The sequence below is a fragment of the Kurthia populi genome, from assembly GCF_042686175.1.
GTDB classification, from domain to species: domain Bacteria; phylum Bacillota; class Bacilli; order Bacillales_A; family Planococcaceae; genus Kurthia; species Kurthia populi.
Genome location: NZ_JBHUOR010000141.1, coordinates 1 through 19,231 on the forward strand (window position 1 = coordinate 1; position 19,231 = coordinate 19,231).

Consider the following 19,231-nt stretch of genomic DNA (forward strand, 5'->3'; position numbering starts at 1 on the left):
CGAAACGATGAACAACGGCTGACAAGCAGATAAAAAAGACATTCATGATTTGAATAAAATCGTGAATGTCTTTTCTTATTGACTAGGGTTTTGTCCCAGCCTCTTCTTTTTATTGAGAAATATAATATTAAGTAAGAAAGGATTTACATCAGCTTTCCATTAACCTTTAAATGGATTATCTGGATTAATATAAATACGTTCCATTTGTTTCGCTTGACCCGTTTTATCATCCAGCTCAACAAATACAGCACTTAATACCGCGTCGCCTTTTGTTGGTACTTCAAAACGAACAGGTAAATTTGTTTGGAAACGATAAAGGACACTTTCTTTTTTCATCCCTAATACTTCATTATAAGGACCTGTCATTCCTACATCACTAATATAAGCTGTTCCGCCTGGTAAAATACGAGAATCAGCTGTTTGAACATGTGTATGCGTGCCGACAACACATGATGCTTCTCCCGCTAGATGCCAGCCAAGCGCAATTTTTTCACTCGTTGTTTCAGCATGGAAATCAACGAAAACAAGTGGTGATACTTTTTTTGCTTCTGCTACAAGATCTTTCCCCATTTTAAACGGATCTTCATGCGGTGGTAAAAAGACACGACCATGTAAGTTAATAATTGAAATAGTTTGACCATTTTTTGTTACTGTCGTCATCCCTTTACCCGGCGCATCCTCTGAGAAGTTTGCTGGACGTACTAAATAATCAGCGTCATCGATAAAATCAAAAATTTCGCGTTGATCCCACGTATGGTTCCCCATTGTCATAGCATCGACACCCATCATTAATAAATCTTGATAAATACGACGTGTTAATCCGCGTCCTTTTGCGGCATTTTCTGCATTTGCGATGACAACATCAATAGCATATTTACGCTTTAATTTTGGTAGGTATTTCTCTACAGCATCTAAACCGATGTCCCCTACGATATCGCCGATAAATAAAACTTTCATTGTTTAAGCTCCTTAATAATACAAGTTATCTTTACTTTACCACAATACGCTTCTGCTTTGGAAAATGCATTAAAAAAGAAGAGATTTGCCTAAGCAATCTCTTCTTCCCTTTATTTTGCATATTCAACAGCGCGTGTTTCACGAATGACCGTAATTTTAATATGTCCTGGGTAATCCAGTTCATCTTCAATACGTTTTCGAATATCGCGTGCAAGACGATGTGATGATAAATCATCTACAGCATCTGGACGTACAATAATACGAATTTCACGACCTGCTTGAATCGCATATGATTTTTCGACACCTTCATAAGATTCGGAAATCTCTTCTAGCTTTTCAAGACGACGAATATAGTTTTCAAGCGTTTCACTACGAGCACCTGGGCGTGCAGCTGATAATGCATCAGCGGCCGCTACAAGCACCGCAATAACAGATGTTGCTTCTGTATCACCGTGGTGAGAAGCAATACTATTAATAACGACTGGATGCTCTTTGTATTTTGTAGCAAGCTCTACGCCGATTTCAACGTGTGAGCCTTCTACTTCATGATCAATTGCTTTACCGATATCGTGCAGTAACCCTGCACGCTTCGCAAGCATCACATCTTCACCAAGTTCAGCAGCAAGTAAACCTGTTAAATGCGCTACTTCGATTGAGTGTTTTAAAACATTTTGACCGTAACTTGTGCGATACTTCATACGACCTAAAATTTTCATTAAATCTGGATGTAAATTGTGAATGCCAAGGTCAAATGTTGTTTGTTCCCCAGTTTCACGAATTTGTTCATCAATTTCACGACGAGATTTTTCCACCATTTCCTCGATACGCGCTGGGTGAATACGGCCGTCTTGTACTAATTTTTCAAGAGCTAGGCGAGCTGTTTCACGACGAATCGGATCGAAGCCTGAAAGAATAACTGCTTCTGGTGTATCATCGATAATTAAATCGATGCCCGTCAATGTTTCAAGTGTACGAATGTTACGACCTTCGCGGCCAATAATACGGCCTTTCATTTCATCGTTTGGTAAATTCACGACCGAAACAGTTGTTTCAGCCACATGATCTGCAGCAAAACGTTGAATTGCTAATGATAAAATTTCGCGCGCTTTCTTATCTGCTGTTTCTTTAGCACCTGATTCCGCTTCCTTTGTCATAACAGCGATATCAGTAGTAAGTTCTGTTTCTACGTCTTTAAGAATAATTTCTTTTGCTTCATCGCGTGTTAGAGCTGAAATACGTTCAAGTTCAGCGCTTTGTTTAGCTACAAGCTCTTCTGCTTTGCCTTCCATCTGTTCAATATGCTGTTGTCTGTCAGCTAGAGACGTTTCCTTACGCTCTAAAGCTGTCTCTCGATTATCGAGAGATTCATCCTTACGATCTAAGTTTTCTTCACGCATTAACAAGCGGTTTTCTTGTTTTTGTAATTCAGAACGACGATCACGGATTTCAGTTTCTGCTTCTGTTCGAAGTTTGTGAGTTTCATCTTTTGCTTCAAGAAGTGCTTCCTTCTTCAGTGCTTCCGCTTCTCTTTTACCATCTTCGATAATCATTTCTGCGGTACTTTTAGCACCTGTCACTTTTGAATCATTCACTTTTTTCATGACGAAATAGATAACAGCGGCACCGACGATGAGTCCAAGCAAAGCGGAGATTATGATTTCAATGCCCATTCGAACACCTCCTCTTGCTATTTTAAAAAAACATTTCAGTCGGCTATACATTGCATATTACAATATACTGCCTATTTCATTTCAGTTTAGAAATAATACAATTTCATTGTATAGATGAAGAAAAGGGCTGTCAAGGATTCACAGTATTTGGATATTCTTTTCTTTCGTCATACGAATTATTTTCATATTATAAAAAATGTGTATTTTTTTATTAAAAACACATAAAAAGAGAGCTGTTCTGATAAGAAGATACTTACAGAACAGCTCACTTATAAATCGATAGTCTTATTCTTTGTCTAAACCTAAATCAGCAGCTAATGCTGGATCCATTTTTTCTTCCTCTTCTTCAGGAACAACATATTCTTCGCTAGCAATACCTGCTGCCACACGAATTTTTTGTGCGATTTCTGCGCAAACTTCTGGATTTTCTTTTAAGAATTGTTTTGCATTTTCACGGCCTTGACCTAAACGTTCGTCACCGTAAGCAAACCATGAACCCGATTTTTGAACGATTTCATATTCAACACCAAGGTCAACTACTTCCCCAACGTATGAAATTCCTTCACCATACATAATATCAACTTCTGCTACTTTAAATGGTGGCGCTACTTTATTTTTCACAACTTTAATCTTTGTACGGTTACCGACCATGTCACTACCTTGTTTAATTGTTTCAGCACGACGCACTTCTAAACGAATTGTTGAATAGAATTTAAGTGCACGACCACCTGTAGTTGTTTCAGGGTTACCAAACATAACACCGATTTTTTCACGTACTTGGTTAATGAAAATAGCGATACAGTTCGATTTGTTAATGATACCTGATAATTTACGTAACGCTTGAGACAATAGTGATAGGTAAGATTTTGATGTTATCTCCATCTTTTCCCCCACTCCACACCGTACGTGAGATTTTCACCTCATACGGCGTTCCATCAAGAATTTTATCAAGATGTAATCAATGTATTTTCTACCTTGAGACGATACTGATTTATTAGATGTATGATTTCGTTCGGCTTTTTGGGATTCTTCTTACTACCATTTTGTTCATAAAGTCGAAGTACATTTTTGAGTAACGTTTCGACTGTTTCTTCTTTTGTTGTGTGTATTAATTTATGAACTTCTTTATGAAGAATTACCAAGTTTGCATATTTGTCTGAACCACCAAATTTACGTGGTTTCTTGTGATGGCAAGAGATTTCATTTATATTCAGGGATTTTCCTGTTATTCTACATTTGCCATTTTGTGCGACATACAGGCCGATTCTGTTATCGTTGTATTCAATTGTTTCTTTCGGATTAGGGTTTCTAACTAAGTGTTCTACAATCCTCATATCAGCTGATATTAGGTTATCGTGAATTAGTTTCCTACCTTCAACAGTAAAATCGCAAGTCGTTTGATTAAGATTCATCGGCGCTTTTGTCTTTACACCCGATAAAGGGTATAAAGCTCTTTTACCTACGTGATAAATCCTATAACTATTTACGTAATCAGGATAAAGTTTCTGATAAGACTTATCATCTGTTTTTCCCTTTCGTACACTCATTATATTTTTTAACCTGTTCTTTATTGTTGCTATTGTTTTGTGTTCTATTTCACACATATCTTTATTAATGTGTGTAGCCACTTTATAATAGCTGTGATATCCCAAAACCATACTGTTATATCTACCAACCTGATAATTGACTTTTTCTGGTTTGCATTTTTGTATGTTTTTGATTTGCTTTTTTAAATCCGTAAGGATTTTCTTTTTAGCTCTATCACATAGATAGGATTGAACAACCCATTTGTTACCTTTTGAAACTGCTTTCAGTTTGAACCCTAGGAATTCTGTATAGTTCGTTTTCAAATTTACTACTTTTGATTTTTCGGGGCTGATTTCCAATCGTAATCTTTTCTTAAGCCATTCTGTAACCGCGTGAAATACTTTAACTGCAGTTGGATAGTCTCTACACATAATTTTAAAATCATCTGCATATCTAACTAACCATATTTCTTTCATATCAGTTGTTTTCAGCGCTCTAAACTTTTTACCTGTTGACGAGTATTCGTGTCTCGTTTCAAAAGTTTCCCATTGTGAGGAAACCCACCAATCAAGTTCGTTCAGGTATATGTTACTTAGAATTGGACTTATGATTCCACCCTGAGGTGTTCCCTTTGTTGGGATTCCTATTCCCTCTATTGGAGCTTTAACGAGCTTCTTTATTATACTGATTACTCGTTTATCTCTAATGCCCATATTCCACATTTGTTTGATTAGTATATTATGGTCTACATTATCGAAGAAAGATTTTATATCTACATCTACTACATACGTTATTTGCGATTGGTGTACCATATGGTGAACTCTCGCAATTGCGTGATGTGCTGACCTATTATCTCTAAATCCATAACTATGTGGGTGCATTTTTGCTTCAGCGATTGGTTTAAGAATTTGTAAGATACATTGTTGTACCAGTCTGTCGCTTATCGTTGGGATTCCGAGGGGTCTTAATTTCCCATCAGCTTTAGTTATCATTATTCTTTTGACTGCTTGCGGTTTGTAATCTTCCAGTTTATTTCTAACCAATTTGATTACATCTGTCTCCGTTAAGCTTTTTATGTCATCGATTGTTTTACCATCTACTCCCGCTGTCTTTGCGCCCTTATTGTTCTTTGTTGCTCGATATGCTCTAACAATATTCTGCTCATTTACGATTAATTCATATAGTTTTGTAAAATGTTTATTTTCTTTACTTAACTTGTGTAATTCATCGTACATATCTTGCGTTTGGTAGTATTCCGAATGTCGAAGACTATCTTTCTTTCTTGGATTTTCGGGTAGTGAAGTCGGTTTCCCCAATTTCTTGGCTCACCTCTTATGCTTCTTACTCGAACCTTCAATCATACATTAATTTCATCTGATTAAAATTCTTTGACTTGTGGCTATCCCTCCACCCTTTATTATCGGGGTTTCAACGGTACTGTGCCACTACTTTCACAACGATAAAGATATGTTATAGACAAGTCCTTTCCATATCAACACTTCATAGATAGTAAGTCTCTCCGTGTTCGTTGCTTACCACGTTCCAACATTTTTATCTGTACATACAACCCTTAGGTGCTACCTTTAAACCTGTTCGCTTGATAATGCCTTTAACATTATAAGGTCTTTCATAGTCTAAAGTTTTACTCAACCTTACGAACGTCATCTATTTGATGACAACAACATTTCTGTTGTCCAGCTTATAGGTTCGTACATTCGGTAGTTCGTCAGTTCCATTTTGTAAGGAACATTCTCACCATAGGTGTTTTATAGACCCCCGACCTATCTGACACAACCTTTGCCTCCAAAGGTCTTTCCTCGCCTCTAAATCAACGTTAGGGCATCATTCAGCCGTCTTCAACGGGCTTTATACATATAAGTTCTTACTCACTTCTATGCACACCGTAGTATTAGGGAAGACGTTTCAGGGCGTTACTCCATCATTCCATCTTTCAAAATGTTAGTTCTCCTAATCTTTAGAATTGTATAACTACCTAAACACAACGTGAATCAACACGATTCGTAGTCTCAAATTCCATCTAATTAGTGGCTAATCTTTTCAATTAGCAACGTGTCACACTTAAACGAGCTTGTAGACCCATGTGAGAGTCGCCCATTTCTCCCTCGATTTCAGCTTTCGGTACTAATGCTGCAACAGAGTCAATGATGATAATATCGATAGCTCCACTACGTACTAATGCTTCAGTAATTTCAAGTGCTTGTTCACCTGTATCTGGTTGAGATAGTAATAGTTCGTCGATATTAACGCCTAATTTTTCTGCATATGATGGGTCTAATGCGTGCTCAGCATCGATGAATGCTGCTTGACCACCATTGCGTTGTACTTCAGCAATTGCATGAAGCGCAACCGTTGTTTTACCTGATGATTCGGGTCCATATACTTCAATAATACGACCTTTAGGGAAACCACCAACTCCAAGAGATAAATCAAGTGTTAATGAACCAGTTGATGATGTAGAAATTTTTCTATCTGCTTGTTCCCCTAATTTCATTACTGAACCTTTACCAAATTGTTTTTCAATTTGCTTTAATGCCATATCTAAGGCAGCTTTACGATCGTTCAATGTATTTCCTCCTTCATTACACGTCTGTTGTGTCTATACATACTACTATACTTCAATTTCATAAAATACTCAAGAAAAAAGCGAACATTTATTCGTACTTTTTTCTGCTGTTCTGTAATTATAAGTTGTTTTTTTTGGACGTTCAAACGAAACGTCCCAAATTTATTAGCTATTTTTTAATTTTGAATAACCCTGTTCGCTTAATAATTGAATAATAAAATTTTGACATGCTTTAACAGCTAACAAACGATTCGTATTGCGCTGAGCTGACAACTGAAGCTTATACGTATGCACTGTATCTTTTATCGCAATTCCAATCCATACTGTACCAGCTGGGCTACCATCATGTGCATCAGGACCTGCAGCACCCGTCAAACCAACTCCAATATCCGCATCAAATTTCTCACGGGCACTTAAAGCCATTGCTTCTGCACACTGTGAGCTCACAACCGTATATTCTTCAAGAAGTTCTCGAGAGATATCTAGTTGTTTAATTTTCATTTCTTCATTATAAACAACAACACCACCTTGTAATGCTTCTCCTACTCCAGGAATATCCGCTAATGTTGCCATAAAACGTCCTGCAGTTAAGCTTTCTGCAGCAGCTATTGTTAACTTATTATCGATAAGCATTTCCACTAGCTTAGACGATAGTGAATCGTCATTAATACCGTAAAAGTGTTTCCTAACACGTTGTAAAATTTCTTGTTGAATTGGTTCAATTAACTCACGGGCACGTATTTCACTCTCTGCTTGAGCTGTAATTCGTAGCATGACTTCTCCGTCACTAGCAAGCGGTGCAACCGTTGGATTCGTTAAATCTAACAAATCCGATACTTCTACCTCGAGTGCTGATTCCCCAATACCATAAAAATGAAGCACCTGCGATACGATTTGCTCGCCATCACTAACAATCGATGCTAATAAAGGTTTTGCCTCAAATTGAAACATTGGTTCTAACTCACTCGGTGGTCCAGGTAATAACATATAGAAATGCTTATCTGTTTCATAAAGCATTCCGGGCGCCATCCCATGACGATTTGTCAACACCGTCGCACCGTCTAGGACAAGTGCTTGTTTTTTATTATTGTCTGTCATCACGCGATTTCTCACATCAAAAAAATGTTGAATACTCGCCATTGCTTGATCATCTTGTACGAGATTTACGCCTAAATGCTGTGCAATGGTCTCCTTCGTTAAGTCATCCTTTGTTGGACCCAATCCACCACTAAAAATAATGATATCTGCTCGGCTCTCAGCAATCTCAATCGCTTGCAACAATCGTCTCGGATTATCCCCAACAACTGTATGATGGTAAATATGAATTCCTAATTCCGTTAATTGACTTGAAATAAATCGTGCATTCGTGTTATTGATTTGCCCAAGTAATAGCTCCGAACCTACTGCAATAATTTCTGCATTCATGCGTTTTCTCCTCCAAATAAAAAAATACTTTCTATACATATTTACCATAAAGTATAGAAAGTATTCAAAATTGATTAATTAAATTACATTGAGTCTAATAAAAGACGACGATTTTTCCAGAAATAATCGAGACCTGATAACAATGTAAAGAAGAATGCTACATATAACATGATTTGGTCAAATGGGAAATTCCACATTTCAAAAATGATGTTGTGCAATAGTAAAAACGCTAATGCTACCATTTGAGACCATGTTTTAAGCTTTCCTAAGTTACTTGCAGCAATAATGACATTTTGCTCCGCGCCAATTGAACGAAGGCCTGTAACAGCAAACTCACGCGCTACAATGACGATGATTACCCATGCAGGTGCTACACCCCATTGCACTAAAATAATAAATGCTGCTGTGACTAATAATTTGTCCGCTAATGGGTCTAAAAATTTCCCCATATTCGTTACTAAATTATATTTACGAGCTAAGTGACCATCAAAGAAATCGGTAATTGATGCAATAATAAATACAATCGCACCGACTAAATGTTCAATTGGCATTGTAGCGCCAAGTAACGTAATGTTACCCCATCCAAAATTGACAACCATTAAAATAACGAAAATCGGAATCATCACGACACGAGAAACGGTTATTTTGTTTGGTAAATTCATTTCTTTCACCCTTTTTCAAAGAAAATAGCCATCAAATGATGACTATCTTCTGACATTATTTCATTTCAATAACAATATTTTGCGTTGGACGACTTGAAGCAGGAACTAATAGTTTTACTTCTTTGTTGTTAATAAATACTTTCCCTGCTGAAGCAGCACCTAAACGAATTCGAATTGATTCTTGGTCTTTTGCATTATATTCTAACTTTTGACCACTTGAATACATTTTACCTGTTACAAGATTTGCACCTGAAGCAGTTGTAATACCAACCCAGTTTTCGCCAGTCATTTCAACACGAACTTTGAAGTTTTTCGTATTAGATAATGTGTATTTCGTTGTTGCACCATCGCCAGCATCTGTACCTTTTGATAACTTACCAGCTTTTTTCTTTTCTTTCGCTGCTTTTTCTTTAGCAGCTTTCTCTTTCGCCGCTTTTTTCTTAGCAGCAGCTTCTTTTTTCGCTGCTTTTTCTTCCGCTTCTTGATCTTTTACTTCTTGTTCTTTCGTTGTATCTACTTTAGTTTCTGTAGATGTAGCTGCTTTTTGTTCTTGCTTCACGTCATCTGTTACATCATTATTTTTAGATTGATGATTCGCTAAGAACCAAATCACTGCAATCACAACAATGACAACGACAGCCACCGCAATTTTCGGCATTAAATCGGTCATTTTACGTTGTGGCTTAGCTGTTTGCTTAATTTTCGCTGCAGGTTGTGCTGTACGTTGATTCGTACCACCTTTTGGTTGCTGAATCGCAGTTGATACTGTTCCAGCCGCCTCTGCTGCTTTATTCGCAGGAATTTCAGATTTATATGTTTCTAAAATTTCATTGGCATCTAATCCGACTGCCTCTGCGTATTGTTTAATAAATGCACGTACATAAAATGCACCGGGCATTACGCTAAAATTGCCTTCCTCGATGGCAGACAAATAGCGTTTTTGGATTTTTGTGATTTCTTGTAAATCTTCCAAACTATACCCTTTGGCCATTCTCGCTTCTTTTAAGCGAGTACCTAGTTCTGCCAAGTTAAACACCTACCTGTTAAAAGTTAAAGTCTCCAAAACCGCCGAAACCACCTGATTCGTTGAAGAAATCATTTTGTTGCTCATGCTTTTCAAGAATCTGATATGTAATTTCTTCCTCTGGATGATGTCTCAATTCGATTATATAATCGAAATCTTCTAGCGTGTATTCCGAATGTTGAACGAAAATATCAGGATGCTCCACTACTTTAATGGATGGTTGTTGCATCATTTCTCGCACTAATTGTTGATGTCGTTCGTCTGGCGAACGGCGCGTCACTGCTCCGTCAATAATAAATACATTATTACCACCATATTCATCACCATGTAGCTTCTGACGCACCGTCTGTTTAATCATTGTAGACGATAAAAAGAGCCATTTTTTGTTCGCACAAACACTGGCTGCTACAATAGATTCCGTTTTTCCAACACGAGGCATACCACGTACCCCAATTAATTTATGTCCTTCTTTTTTAAATAGTTCGGCCATAAAATCCACTAAAATCCCTAGTTCATCGCGTACAAAACGAAATGTCTTCGTTTCGTCGCCCTCCCGTTGAATGTAACGACCATGACGAATTGCTAACCGATCTCGCGTTGTTGGTTTTCTAAATTTTGTCACACGAATCATTTCCATCGTAGAGACAATATTTCGAAATCGTTCAATTTGCTCAGCCTTTTCAGCGCGAATCAACATACCGCGACGCACTAAATCGACACCATTAATTGTAACAATATTGACACGCAGCATACCTAATAGCGACGCAATATCTCCTAATAAACCCGGACGATTTACCTGTATCTCATATTCAAAATACCATTCGTTCATACAAGGTTCTCCCTTCATATATAACGATTAAAACATTTCTATGTTTCATAATAGCGGATTTTGTAACAGATTAAAAGAAAAAAAGGAAAACTACGACAAAACGATGACATTCCTTTCATTTTCAAAATCTATTTCATACTTTTTTTATGTACATTGCCAAATACTTGTTGAATGAAAAAAAGCTGAAATCGTCACCTTGTACGTTTCCAGCTTTTTTCATTAAATATACCAGCCACCATTAACACGCATGATTTGTCCGGTCATATAATCTGCTTTTCCAGATAATAAAAATGATACAAAATGTGCCACTTCTTGTGGTTGGCCTGCTCGTGCCATCGGAATTTCCGATACAACATCCGCAAGCTCTTGCTCGGTTAAATGCCCATTCATCGATGTTTGAATCATCCCCGGTGACACAGCATTTACTTTCATACCATTAAAAGCGACTTCCTGTGCATAGGCTTTTACAAAACTATGCACCGCACCCTTAACCGCTGAATACATCACTTCGCCAGCGCCACCCGCTTCGCCCCAAATTGAGCCAATCATGGCGATGTAGCTCGATTCATGACGACGCATTTTAGGTGCTAGTTCTCGAATAATTTCTACAGGCGATTGCACATGCACCATCCAAAGCGACTGCATATCACTCGCAGTTGTGTCATCAATCAATTTATATAAGGCTTGTCCACTCGCTACAACAATCGCTTCGATATCAAAGATAGACTGTGCAAGCTTTTCTGCAGCTCCTGGTATACTGAGCTCCGCTTGAATCATCATAAATTCTTGCTCAGGATAAAGCGCCATTAATTCCTCTGTTAATGCAGTCACGGGGTGGCGATTGTATTGTAAGTATAAGCTAAAACCATCCTTTGCAAGCTCACGAGCCGTCGCCGAACCAATTGCCCCAGAAGCACCTAACACTAAACAAAAGCGTTTCATTAAGCTTGCGCCTCTTTTGTTAATGGATTAATCGTAAAGACAGATTGTTGGCTTTCACCTGTGATCGATGTTAATGCTTGCTCGACATCCGCTATCGTTAACTCCTCAATAACTGGGACAATATCAAATAGGTTCATATCATTGAATTTATAACGTGTAAATTGGTTCGCAATAAACTCAATTGAGTTTAACGCACGTAAATTAAAGCCAATTTTACGACGTTTCACACGGTCTAAATCTTCTTGTGTAAATGGTAGTTGTACTGATGCATCCTCCATAACTTGTTTCATTGCTGTAATCAATTCAGTCGGATAAGCAGTATCTGAACCTACCATCGCAAAACCGAAACCTTCTTCTAATGAGAAGTCATATGAATACGATTCATCAATCCAACCTTGTTGGTACACTTCTTCATAAAATGTTGAAGAGCGACCATATAATAAATCAAGCGCTAACTGGATAGCTAATTCATGCTTCATCATTTCCGCACCCTGCAAGCTCACTTCACGCGCTTTAAATGATACATACGCTTTCGGTTTTAATACGTCCATTTCTAATGTACGTTCTTTTACCGCTACATCCGATGCTTCCTCTACATGAATGCGATTGATTGGTTGTGGCGCTGCAAATGTTTTCGTCTGTTGATTATTACGAATCGTTTGCATCATTTCCTCTGGATCCACATTTCCAATCGCAAATAATAGCATATTTGATGGATGGTAGAATGTGTTGTAGCACGTATATAAATGCTCTGCTGTAATGCCATCAATCGATTCAACAGTACCCGCAATATCAATTTTCACAGGATGCTCGTGGTAAAGATTTTCGATTGAGCCAAAATAAACGCGCCAATCTGGTTGGTCATCGTACATTTGGATTTCTTGTCCAATGATGCCTTTTTCTTTATTAACCGTTTGCTCTGTGAAATAAGGCTGTTGCACGAAATCTAATAATGTATTCGTGCTTTCCTTAATATGGTCCGTTGCTGAGAATAAATACGCTGTACGTGTAAATGACGTAAAGGCATTTGCTGAAGCCCCGTACTCACTAAATTTTTGGAAAATATCGCCCTCTTCTTTTTCAAACATTTTATGCTCTAAGAAATGCGCGATACCATCTGGTACAGTCACTGCCTCTTCCTCACCTAATGGCACGAATGAACGGTCAATTGAACCATATTTTGTTGTAAAGGTAACGAATGTTTTCGAGAAGCCTTTTTTCGGTAAAATATAGACATCTAAACCATTCGGTAATTTTTCATAATGTAATGTTTCTTCTAATTGATCAAAGTGGATTTTTTCCATTACTGTGCATCCTCCCCGCTTAAGAAGTAAACAGTTTCTTTTTTCAATTGTGCTGCCATTGCTACAACATCTTCTTTCGACACTGCATCCCATTTCGCACTCATATTTTCAACTGTAAATTCTTCTGGTAATTCACGATATTGATTGTAAAGCTCGATTTGGCCACGAGCTGAATCTAATGCTTCTTTTAATTGATTTTTCAGCATTGCCTTTGTTTGCATAATTTCTAAATCCGAAATATCACCTTGACGGATTGCTTCTAATTGTTCATCGATTAAACGACGCGCTTTTTCTTCATTTTCTGCTTCAATTCCTGACATCACGTACATTAAACCGTACTGTGCTGAGTATGAGCTTGAGCAGTAGTAAGCAAGACTTTCTTTTTCACGCACATTCATAAATAATTTCGCGTGTGGGTAACCACCAAAAATCCCGTTAAAGATTTGCATTTTCGGGAAATCAGGGCTTGTAAACTGCACCGGCGTTGAATAACCGATATGTAGTTTCCCTTGGCGTGTATCAAATGTTTCTTTTGTGTAGTCCGCTGTTGCGTGTGATTCTGGTAATGCAGGTGCCACTTTTGGTTTACGTGCACTAAATGGGAATACTTCTTTAAGCGATTGAATCATTTGTTGTTCGTCAATGTCACCAATAACAAAAATATCAATTTCATCTTCATTTAGCATCGCTTCGTATGCTTCTTTTAAACTCGCTGGTGTAACAGCTTGAACCGTTTCAACCGTACCATTTACTGATGTTGATACTGGATGATTTGGACGTAAGATTTCTTGCAGACGTTTTTGTGCATAACGTGATTTATCGTCAAATATAGATTGAATACGTTCAACAACCATTTCACGTTCACGTTCGACAATCGTTTGTTGGAAAAGTCCTTGTTCATCAAGATTTGGTTCAAACAGCACCGTATGCATTAATGATAATACTTCATTTAATACATCGCCTGTTTTTAAATAATGGTCATTTACTGTTTCAACATTTAATAAAACGATTTGCTCATTTCCTTGTTTTGTCGTATCTAAGTAAAGCACCGTACCATATAAATCATCTAATTTCATGCGCATCGCTGCCGCTGATTGGAATTTCGCATTACTATGTTGTAATACATTTGTCAGCACTGTACGATTTGCCGCTTCTTCTGTATTTAATGGTCGCTTTAATTTAATTGAAAAATTAACTGTTTTAAATTGCTCTGATTTACGCGTGAAAATTGTAACACCTTCCGCGATTTCCGTTCTGTTAAACATGTGACCCCTCCTAATTCTCCTGGGTAAAACACCATTAGTACCACTATATATGAGTTTTCTTTGCTTTGGCAACTAATGGTGGCTAAAAACAATAAAAAACGAAGCACAACGCAAAAACACTGTGCTTCGTTCTTTATTTTATGCGAAAAACCACTAACGTTTTCCTTTAATATAAGGCTTACCAGACGCCTTTGGTGCATTGGCTTTCCCAATGAATCCTGCAAGCGCTAGAATCGTTAAGACATACGGTAAAATCAATAAGATTACTTCCGGAATATCTTTTACGTACGGAATCGAAGCACCCGCGATACTTAATGACTGCGCTAAACCGAAGAATAACGCCGCACCTAATGCACCTAGTGGATGCCACTTACCAAAGATCATCGCCGCAATGGCCATGAAACCTTGTCCTGAAATCGTTAATGCACTGAAGTTACCAGCGATAGCCTGTGCATAGATTGCGCCACCAATACCACCTAGTGCACCTGAAATCATTACCGCGATATAACGCATTTTCGTTACATTGACACCCATTGTATCTGCGGCAACAGGATGTTCCCCTACTGCACGTAGACGTAAACCAAATGGCGTTTTATAAATAACGAACCATGCAAGAAATGCAACAGCAATTGCTAACACAGATGTCATGTGTAAATCATGGAAGAACATACGGCCAATAACAGGAATATCGCCTAATACCGGCACATCATAACGTCCAAAACGCTCTGAAATCGAATCCGTTTGTCCCTTATCATAAATCATTTTCACAGAGAATACAGCAAGCGCTAACCCTAACATGTTAAGCGCTACCCCAGTTACGGTTTGATCCGCTCGGAATGAAATCGCTGCAACAGCTAATAATAGTGAGAAGATGGCACCGACTACCATGGCAACTACTAAGCCTAACCAAGGGGCCCATCCTGCTAGTTTATCTGCAAATGTTAAGTTGAAAATAATACTAATGAAGGCACCGATAATCATAATACCTTCAAGCCCGATATTAACAACACCTGAACGCTCCGTGAATACACCACCGATAGCTGTCATAATAAGCGGGGCCGCATAGAAAATGGCAGAAGGGATGATGAAGTATAACACATCTAAAAAGCTCATGTTATTTTCCCTCCTTTATTTTCTGAGTATCTTTATTTTTCTTGCCGAATTTTTCAAGACCTAATCGAATAAGGTAACCTGATGCGACGAAGAAGATGATTAATGCGATAACAATCGATACGATTTCTGTTGGAATGCCTGCTTCATTTGGCATATTCAAACCACCATTTTTCAGTGCACCGAATAAAATGGCACCTAATAGCACACCAAACGGTTGGTTAGCGCCTAATAATGCAACGGCGATACCATCAAAACCAATACCTGTTGCAGCGGTCATTTTCATCATGTTGCCGAATGTACCAAGTGCTTCCATCGCACCACCAACACCCGCAAACATACCTGAGATGACCATTGCTAAAATAATATTACGACTAACATTCATCCCTGCATACTCAGAGGCATTCTTGTTGAAACCAACTGATTTCAACTCATAACCTAATGTTGTTTTTTCTAATAAAATCCACATAATAATAACAGCTAAAATTGCGACAACAAAGCCCCAGTGTAAACGAGAGAATTGTGTCATTGATGATAGCCATTCAGATGCAAGTGACGCAGATGGATAAATTTTATCCGTTTTCTCGCCGCCATCGCTAATTGCTGAAATGGCTGCGTTAGCTGTATGAAGGGCAATATAGTTCATCATAATTGTTACGATAACTTCATGCACTTGTAATTTTGCTTTTAATAATCCTGGAATAAAGGCCCAAATACCACCCGCTACTGCAGCCGCTAAAATTGCGACAACAGCATGTAAGCCTGTTGGCATTTCGAAGGCTTGACCAACATACGCTGCTGCAAGCCATCCCATAATTAATTGGCCTTCAACACCGATATTAAACATCCCTGTACGGAATGCAAAAGCGACCGCTAAACCAGAAAAAACATACGGTGTAATCGTACGAACGGTTTCACCTATATTATAAGTGTCACCAAATATCCCATTCCAAAGCGCTGAATACCCTGCTACTGGATTAAATCCTGAAACAAGCATCACAATCGCGCCGACAATTAATCCTAAAATAACTGAAACAACTGGCACGAGAATATTGACCATACGTTGTGACATTATTCTCCACCTACCTTATCTAATGATGGTTTTTTCACTGTTTGACCAGCCATTAATAAACCAAGCTGTTGTTCTGTTGTTTCTTGTGGTTTTACCGTATCAATAATATGTCCGTCATGAATAACTGCAATTGTATCCGATACGTTCATAACCTCGTCTAATTCAAACGAAATCAGTAATACGGCTTTTCCTTTATCACGTTGCTCGATTAGACGGCGGTGAATAAATTCGATTGCCCCTACATCCAACCCACGTGTTGGTAATGCCGCAATCAATAACTCTGGGTCACGATCGATTTCACGACCAATAATTGCTTTTTGTTGGTTACCACCTGATAATGCACGTGCCTCAGTTGATGCACTTGGTGTACGCACATCAAATTCTTGAATGATTTTTTCTGCTAATTTATCGATTTTTTTATAATCGATAATACCACCTTTAGAAATAGGCGATTGATAATAGGTTTGAAGTGCAATATTATGTCCAATTGGGAAATCCAATACCAGACCATGCTTATGACGGTCTTGTGGAATATGCCCCACGCCAGATTCTGTAATCTTACGTGGCTTCAATCCTGTAAGTTCTTGACCTTTTAAGAGTACCTTACCTGAAGATATCTTTCGAAGACCGGTGATTGCTTCGATTAGCTCGGATTGTCCATTACCATCAATACCAGCAATCCCCACAATCTCTCCAGCTCGGACGGTCAAACTTAAATCTTTCACGCGATCGACGCCTCGATTGTCTTTCACATTTAAACCTGTCACTTCTAAAATCGTTTCTTTCGGCGTAGCAGCCGTTTTTTCTGTTTTAAATACTACTTGACGACCTACCATCATCTCAGCTAGTTCATCTGGATTTGTCTGTGCAGTTGTCACAGTACCAATCCCTTGCCCTTTACGAATAATTGTTACACGATCTGAAACTTCCATAATTTCTTTTAGCTTATGCGTAATTAAGATAATCGACTTACCTTCTGAAATTAAGCGCTTCATAATTTGAATTAATTCCGTAATTTCTTGCGGTGTTAACGAAGCGGTTGGTTCATCGAAAATCAAAATATCTGCACCACGGTAAAGCGTTTTTAGAATTTCCACACGTTGCTGCATACCTACTGAAATATCTTCAATTTTTGCATAGGCATCAACATTCAAACCATATTGTTCTGACAGTTGCTGCACTTTTTTAGCAGCTTTTTTAATATTTACTGTGCCGAGCGCTGTTGGCTCATTTCCCAAAATAATATTTTCCGTCACCGTGAAGTTTTCAACTAACATAAAGTGTTGGTGAACCATGCCGATACCTAAATCATTCGCTTTGTTTGGATCTGAAATCTTCACTTCTTCTCCACGAACTTTAATCGTACCTGCTTCTGGTTGATATAAACCAAACAGAACATTCATCAACGTCGATTTTCCTGCACCATTTTCTCCTAATAATGCATGAATTTCTCCTTTTGCTAATTGAAGGGTGATATTATCATTTGCTACAAAATCCCCAAATTGCTTACGGATATTAAGCATTTCGATCACATATTCCAATGTGCTCACTCCTTCAAAATTCTCTTAAAAATAGTTTGTAATGGATTTATAAGGTTAATTAAATTAACACATGTAAAAATTCGAAATGTTCAAATTTTTACATGTAATAAATTAAAAATTTATTACAAAATAAACATGAGGGCAGACATTTGCCCTCATGAAATACCGGACATAATCGCGGCAATACTACTATTTTTCTGGTTGCTCAGGAACTTCAATTTTACCAGCGATGATATCTTCTTTTGCTGAGTCAACTTCTTTTTGTGTTTTATCAGAAATTGCACCGTGTGAATCAGCAAGACCTACACCATCATCTTTAAGACCGTAAGTTACTGTTTCGCCACCTGGGAAATCACCATCAGCTGAACGTTTGATCATATCTTGCGCAGCAACGTCAACGCGTTTTAATACAGATGTCATCACAATATTTGTTTTATCGTCAACTTTACCTTCATCATATTGGTCACGGTCTACACCGATTGCCCATACGTCATTACCAGATTTTTTCTGAGCAATTGCTTCAGTGAATAAACCTTGACCTGTACCACCAGCTGCATGGAATACGATATCCGCGCCACCGTCATACATACGTTTAGAGATTGCTTGACCTTTCGCTGCGTCACCAAATGAACCAGCATATTGAACGTCAACTTTCACTTTAGGATCAGCTGCTTTAGCACCTGCTACGAAACCTGCTTCAAAACCACCGATGATATTACCTTCCATACCGCCTAAGAAGCCAACTTTACCAGTTTTTGATTCTAATGCTGCGGCAACACCCGCTAAGTAAGAAGCTTCGTTTGCTTTAAACATAATTGATGTAACATTATCTAAATCTGGTACTACTGAATCGATAATAGCGATTTTCGCATCTTTTTGTTGAGCGGCTACTTCTTTCACTGAGTCTTCTAATTTAAATCCTACCGCAAATACTAAGTCAAAGTCACGACGAACTAAGTTGTTAATATTTGTTGTAAAATCAGAGTCAGAAGCTGATTGTAAATAATCGTAACCACCATCGCCTTTTTTCAGACCAGCCTCTTTCCCATAAGCTTGTAGACCTTCCCAAGTTGATTGGTTAAATGAACGGTCATCAATACCACCTGTATCCGTTACCATTGCTACTGAGAATGAATCTTTGTTGTCTCCACCTTTAGAATCGTCTTTCGAATCACTTGAACCACAAGCTGCCAATAAAGTACCTGACGCTAATAATGCTGTCAATGCTAAACCAATTTTACGCTTTTTCAATTTGGAGTCCTCCCAAAAAAGTGAAATTTTTATTTTTTGTATTGCTACGATAGCAGAAATGAATACGC

At 38.1% G+C, this 19,231-nt stretch carries 14 protein-coding genes and 2 pseudogenes; all 16 read right to left on the reverse strand.

Annotated features, from left to right (window positions below):
• Positions 1-159: 159 nt before the first annotated feature.
• Positions 160-957, reverse strand: a complete 798-nt coding sequence (locus tag ACFSY7_RS18750) for a TIGR00282 family metallophosphoesterase (protein ID WP_380149153.1) — start codon at positions 955-957, stop codon at positions 160-162.
• Between the two features lie 110 nt (positions 958-1,067).
• Positions 1,068-2,627, reverse strand: a complete 1,560-nt coding sequence (gene rny / locus ACFSY7_RS18755; RefSeq protein ID WP_126990726.1) for a ribonuclease Y — start codon at positions 2,625-2,627, stop codon at positions 1,068-1,070.
• A 285-nt stretch (positions 2,628-2,912) separates the two neighbouring features.
• A pseudogene (locus ACFSY7_RS18760) lies at positions 2,913-3,479 on the reverse strand (recombinase RecA); the annotation flags it as partial.
• A gap of 95 nt (positions 3,480-3,574) precedes the next feature.
• Positions 3,575-5,389, reverse strand: coding sequence for a group II intron reverse transcriptase/maturase (gene ltrA, locus ACFSY7_RS18765; RefSeq protein ID WP_380149155.1), 1,815 nt, complete (start codon positions 5,387-5,389; stop codon positions 3,575-3,577).
• An 845-nt stretch (positions 5,390-6,234) separates the two neighbouring features.
• Positions 6,235-6,738, reverse strand: a pseudogene (locus ACFSY7_RS18770) (recombinase RecA); the annotation flags it as partial.
• Positions 6,739-6,903: 165 nt separating this feature from the next.
• A complete protein-coding gene (locus ACFSY7_RS18775) occupies positions 6,904-8,163 on the reverse strand; it encodes a competence/damage-inducible protein A (RefSeq protein WP_380149157.1) in 1,260 nt (419 codons plus the stop codon).
• An 83-nt stretch (positions 8,164-8,246) separates the two neighbouring features.
• Complete coding sequence (gene pgsA / locus ACFSY7_RS18780) at positions 8,247-8,825, reverse strand: CDP-diacylglycerol--glycerol-3-phosphate 3-phosphatidyltransferase (protein ID WP_020189509.1); 579 nt, start codon at positions 8,823-8,825, stop codon at positions 8,247-8,249.
• Positions 8,826-8,880: 55 nt separating this feature from the next.
• Complete coding sequence (locus ACFSY7_RS18785; RefSeq protein ID WP_380149160.1) at positions 8,881-9,852, reverse strand: helix-turn-helix domain-containing protein; 972 nt, start codon at positions 9,850-9,852, stop codon at positions 8,881-8,883.
• 16 nt (positions 9,853-9,868) lie between these two features.
• On the reverse strand, positions 9,869-10,678 hold the full coding sequence (locus ACFSY7_RS18790) for a DUF3388 domain-containing protein (RefSeq protein WP_020189507.1): 810 nt from the start codon (positions 10,676-10,678) through the stop codon (positions 9,869-9,871).
• Between the two features lie 219 nt (positions 10,679-10,897).
• Positions 10,898-11,620 carry an elongation factor P 5-aminopentanone reductase gene (gene ymfI / locus ACFSY7_RS18795; protein ID WP_380149162.1) on the reverse strand — a complete coding sequence of 241 codons (723 nt, stop codon included), beginning with the start codon at positions 11,618-11,620 and terminating at the stop codon, positions 10,898-10,900.
• The gene (gene yfmH / locus ACFSY7_RS18800) at positions 11,620-12,924 is read right to left on the reverse strand and encodes an EF-P 5-aminopentanol modification-associated protein YfmH (RefSeq protein WP_380149163.1); all 1,305 of its coding nucleotides are present in this window, start codon (positions 12,922-12,924) and stop codon (positions 11,620-11,622) included. The genes ymfI and yfmH overlap by 1 nt, the downstream gene beginning before the upstream one ends.
• The gene (gene yfmF / locus ACFSY7_RS18805) at positions 12,924-14,189 is read right to left on the reverse strand and encodes an EF-P 5-aminopentanol modification-associated protein YfmF (protein ID WP_126990731.1); all 1,266 of its coding nucleotides are present in this window, start codon (positions 14,187-14,189) and stop codon (positions 12,924-12,926) included. Before yfmF ends, yfmH begins: the two co-directional genes overlap by 1 nt.
• Positions 14,190-14,342: 153 nt before the next feature.
• Positions 14,343-15,302, reverse strand: a complete 960-nt coding sequence (locus ACFSY7_RS18810; protein ID WP_020189503.1) for an ABC transporter permease — start codon at positions 15,300-15,302, stop codon at positions 14,343-14,345.
• A 1-nt stretch (position 15,303) separates the two neighbouring features.
• Positions 15,304-16,371: an ABC transporter permease gene (locus ACFSY7_RS18815; protein ID WP_020189502.1), complete on the reverse strand. Its 1,068-nt coding sequence runs from the start codon at positions 16,369-16,371 to the stop codon at positions 15,304-15,306.
• Positions 16,371-17,912 (reverse strand): ABC transporter ATP-binding protein, encoded by a 1,542-nt coding sequence (locus tag ACFSY7_RS18820; protein WP_380149164.1) that lies wholly within the window; start codon positions 17,910-17,912, stop codon positions 16,371-16,373. The genes ACFSY7_RS18815 and ACFSY7_RS18820 overlap by 1 nt, the downstream gene beginning before the upstream one ends.
• Positions 17,913-18,101: 189 nt before the next feature.
• Positions 18,102-19,163, reverse strand: coding sequence for a BMP family lipoprotein (locus ACFSY7_RS18825; RefSeq protein ID WP_380149166.1), 1,062 nt, complete (start codon positions 19,161-19,163; stop codon positions 18,102-18,104).
• Positions 19,164-19,231 lie beyond the last annotated feature (68 nt).

What these genes read in the sequence shown, in the direction of transcription:
- pgsA (WP_020189509.1), bottom strand. Translation starts at nt 8,825, where the DNA reads ATGAATTTACCAAACAAAATAACCGTTTCTCGTGTCGTGATGATTCCG.
- ACFSY7_RS18790 (WP_020189507.1), bottom strand. Translation starts at nt 10,678, where the DNA reads ATGAACGAATGGTATTTTGAATATGAGATACAGGTAAATCGTCCGGGT.
- ACFSY7_RS18815 (WP_020189502.1), bottom strand. Translation starts at nt 16,371, where the DNA reads ATGTCACAACGTATGGTCAATATTCTCGTGCCAGTTGTTTCAGTTATT.
- ymfI (WP_380149162.1), bottom strand. Translation starts at nt 11,620, where the DNA reads ATGAAACGCTTTTGTTTAGTGTTAGGTGCTTCTGGGGCAATTGGTTCG.
- rny (WP_126990726.1), bottom strand. Translation starts at nt 2,627, where the DNA reads ATGGGCATTGAAATCATAATCTCCGCTTTGCTTGGACTCATCGTCGGT.
- ACFSY7_RS18810 (WP_020189503.1), bottom strand. Translation starts at nt 15,302, where the DNA reads ATGAGCTTTTTAGATGTGTTATACTTCATCATCCCTTCTGCCATTTTC.
- ltrA (WP_380149155.1), bottom strand. Translation starts at nt 5,389, where the DNA reads ATGTACGATGAATTACACAAGTTAAGTAAAGAAAATAAACATTTTACA.
- ACFSY7_RS18775 (WP_380149157.1), bottom strand. Translation starts at nt 8,163, where the DNA reads ATGAATGCAGAAATTATTGCAGTAGGTTCGGAGCTATTACTTGGGCAA.
- yfmH (WP_380149163.1), bottom strand. Translation starts at nt 12,924, where the DNA reads ATGGAAAAAATCCACTTTGATCAATTAGAAGAAACATTACATTATGAA.
- ACFSY7_RS18750 (WP_380149153.1), bottom strand. Translation starts at nt 957, where the DNA reads ATGAAAGTTTTATTTATCGGCGATATCGTAGGGGACATCGGTTTAGAT.
- yfmF (WP_126990731.1), bottom strand. Translation starts at nt 14,189, where the DNA reads ATGTTTAACAGAACGGAAATCGCGGAAGGTGTTACAATTTTCACGCGT.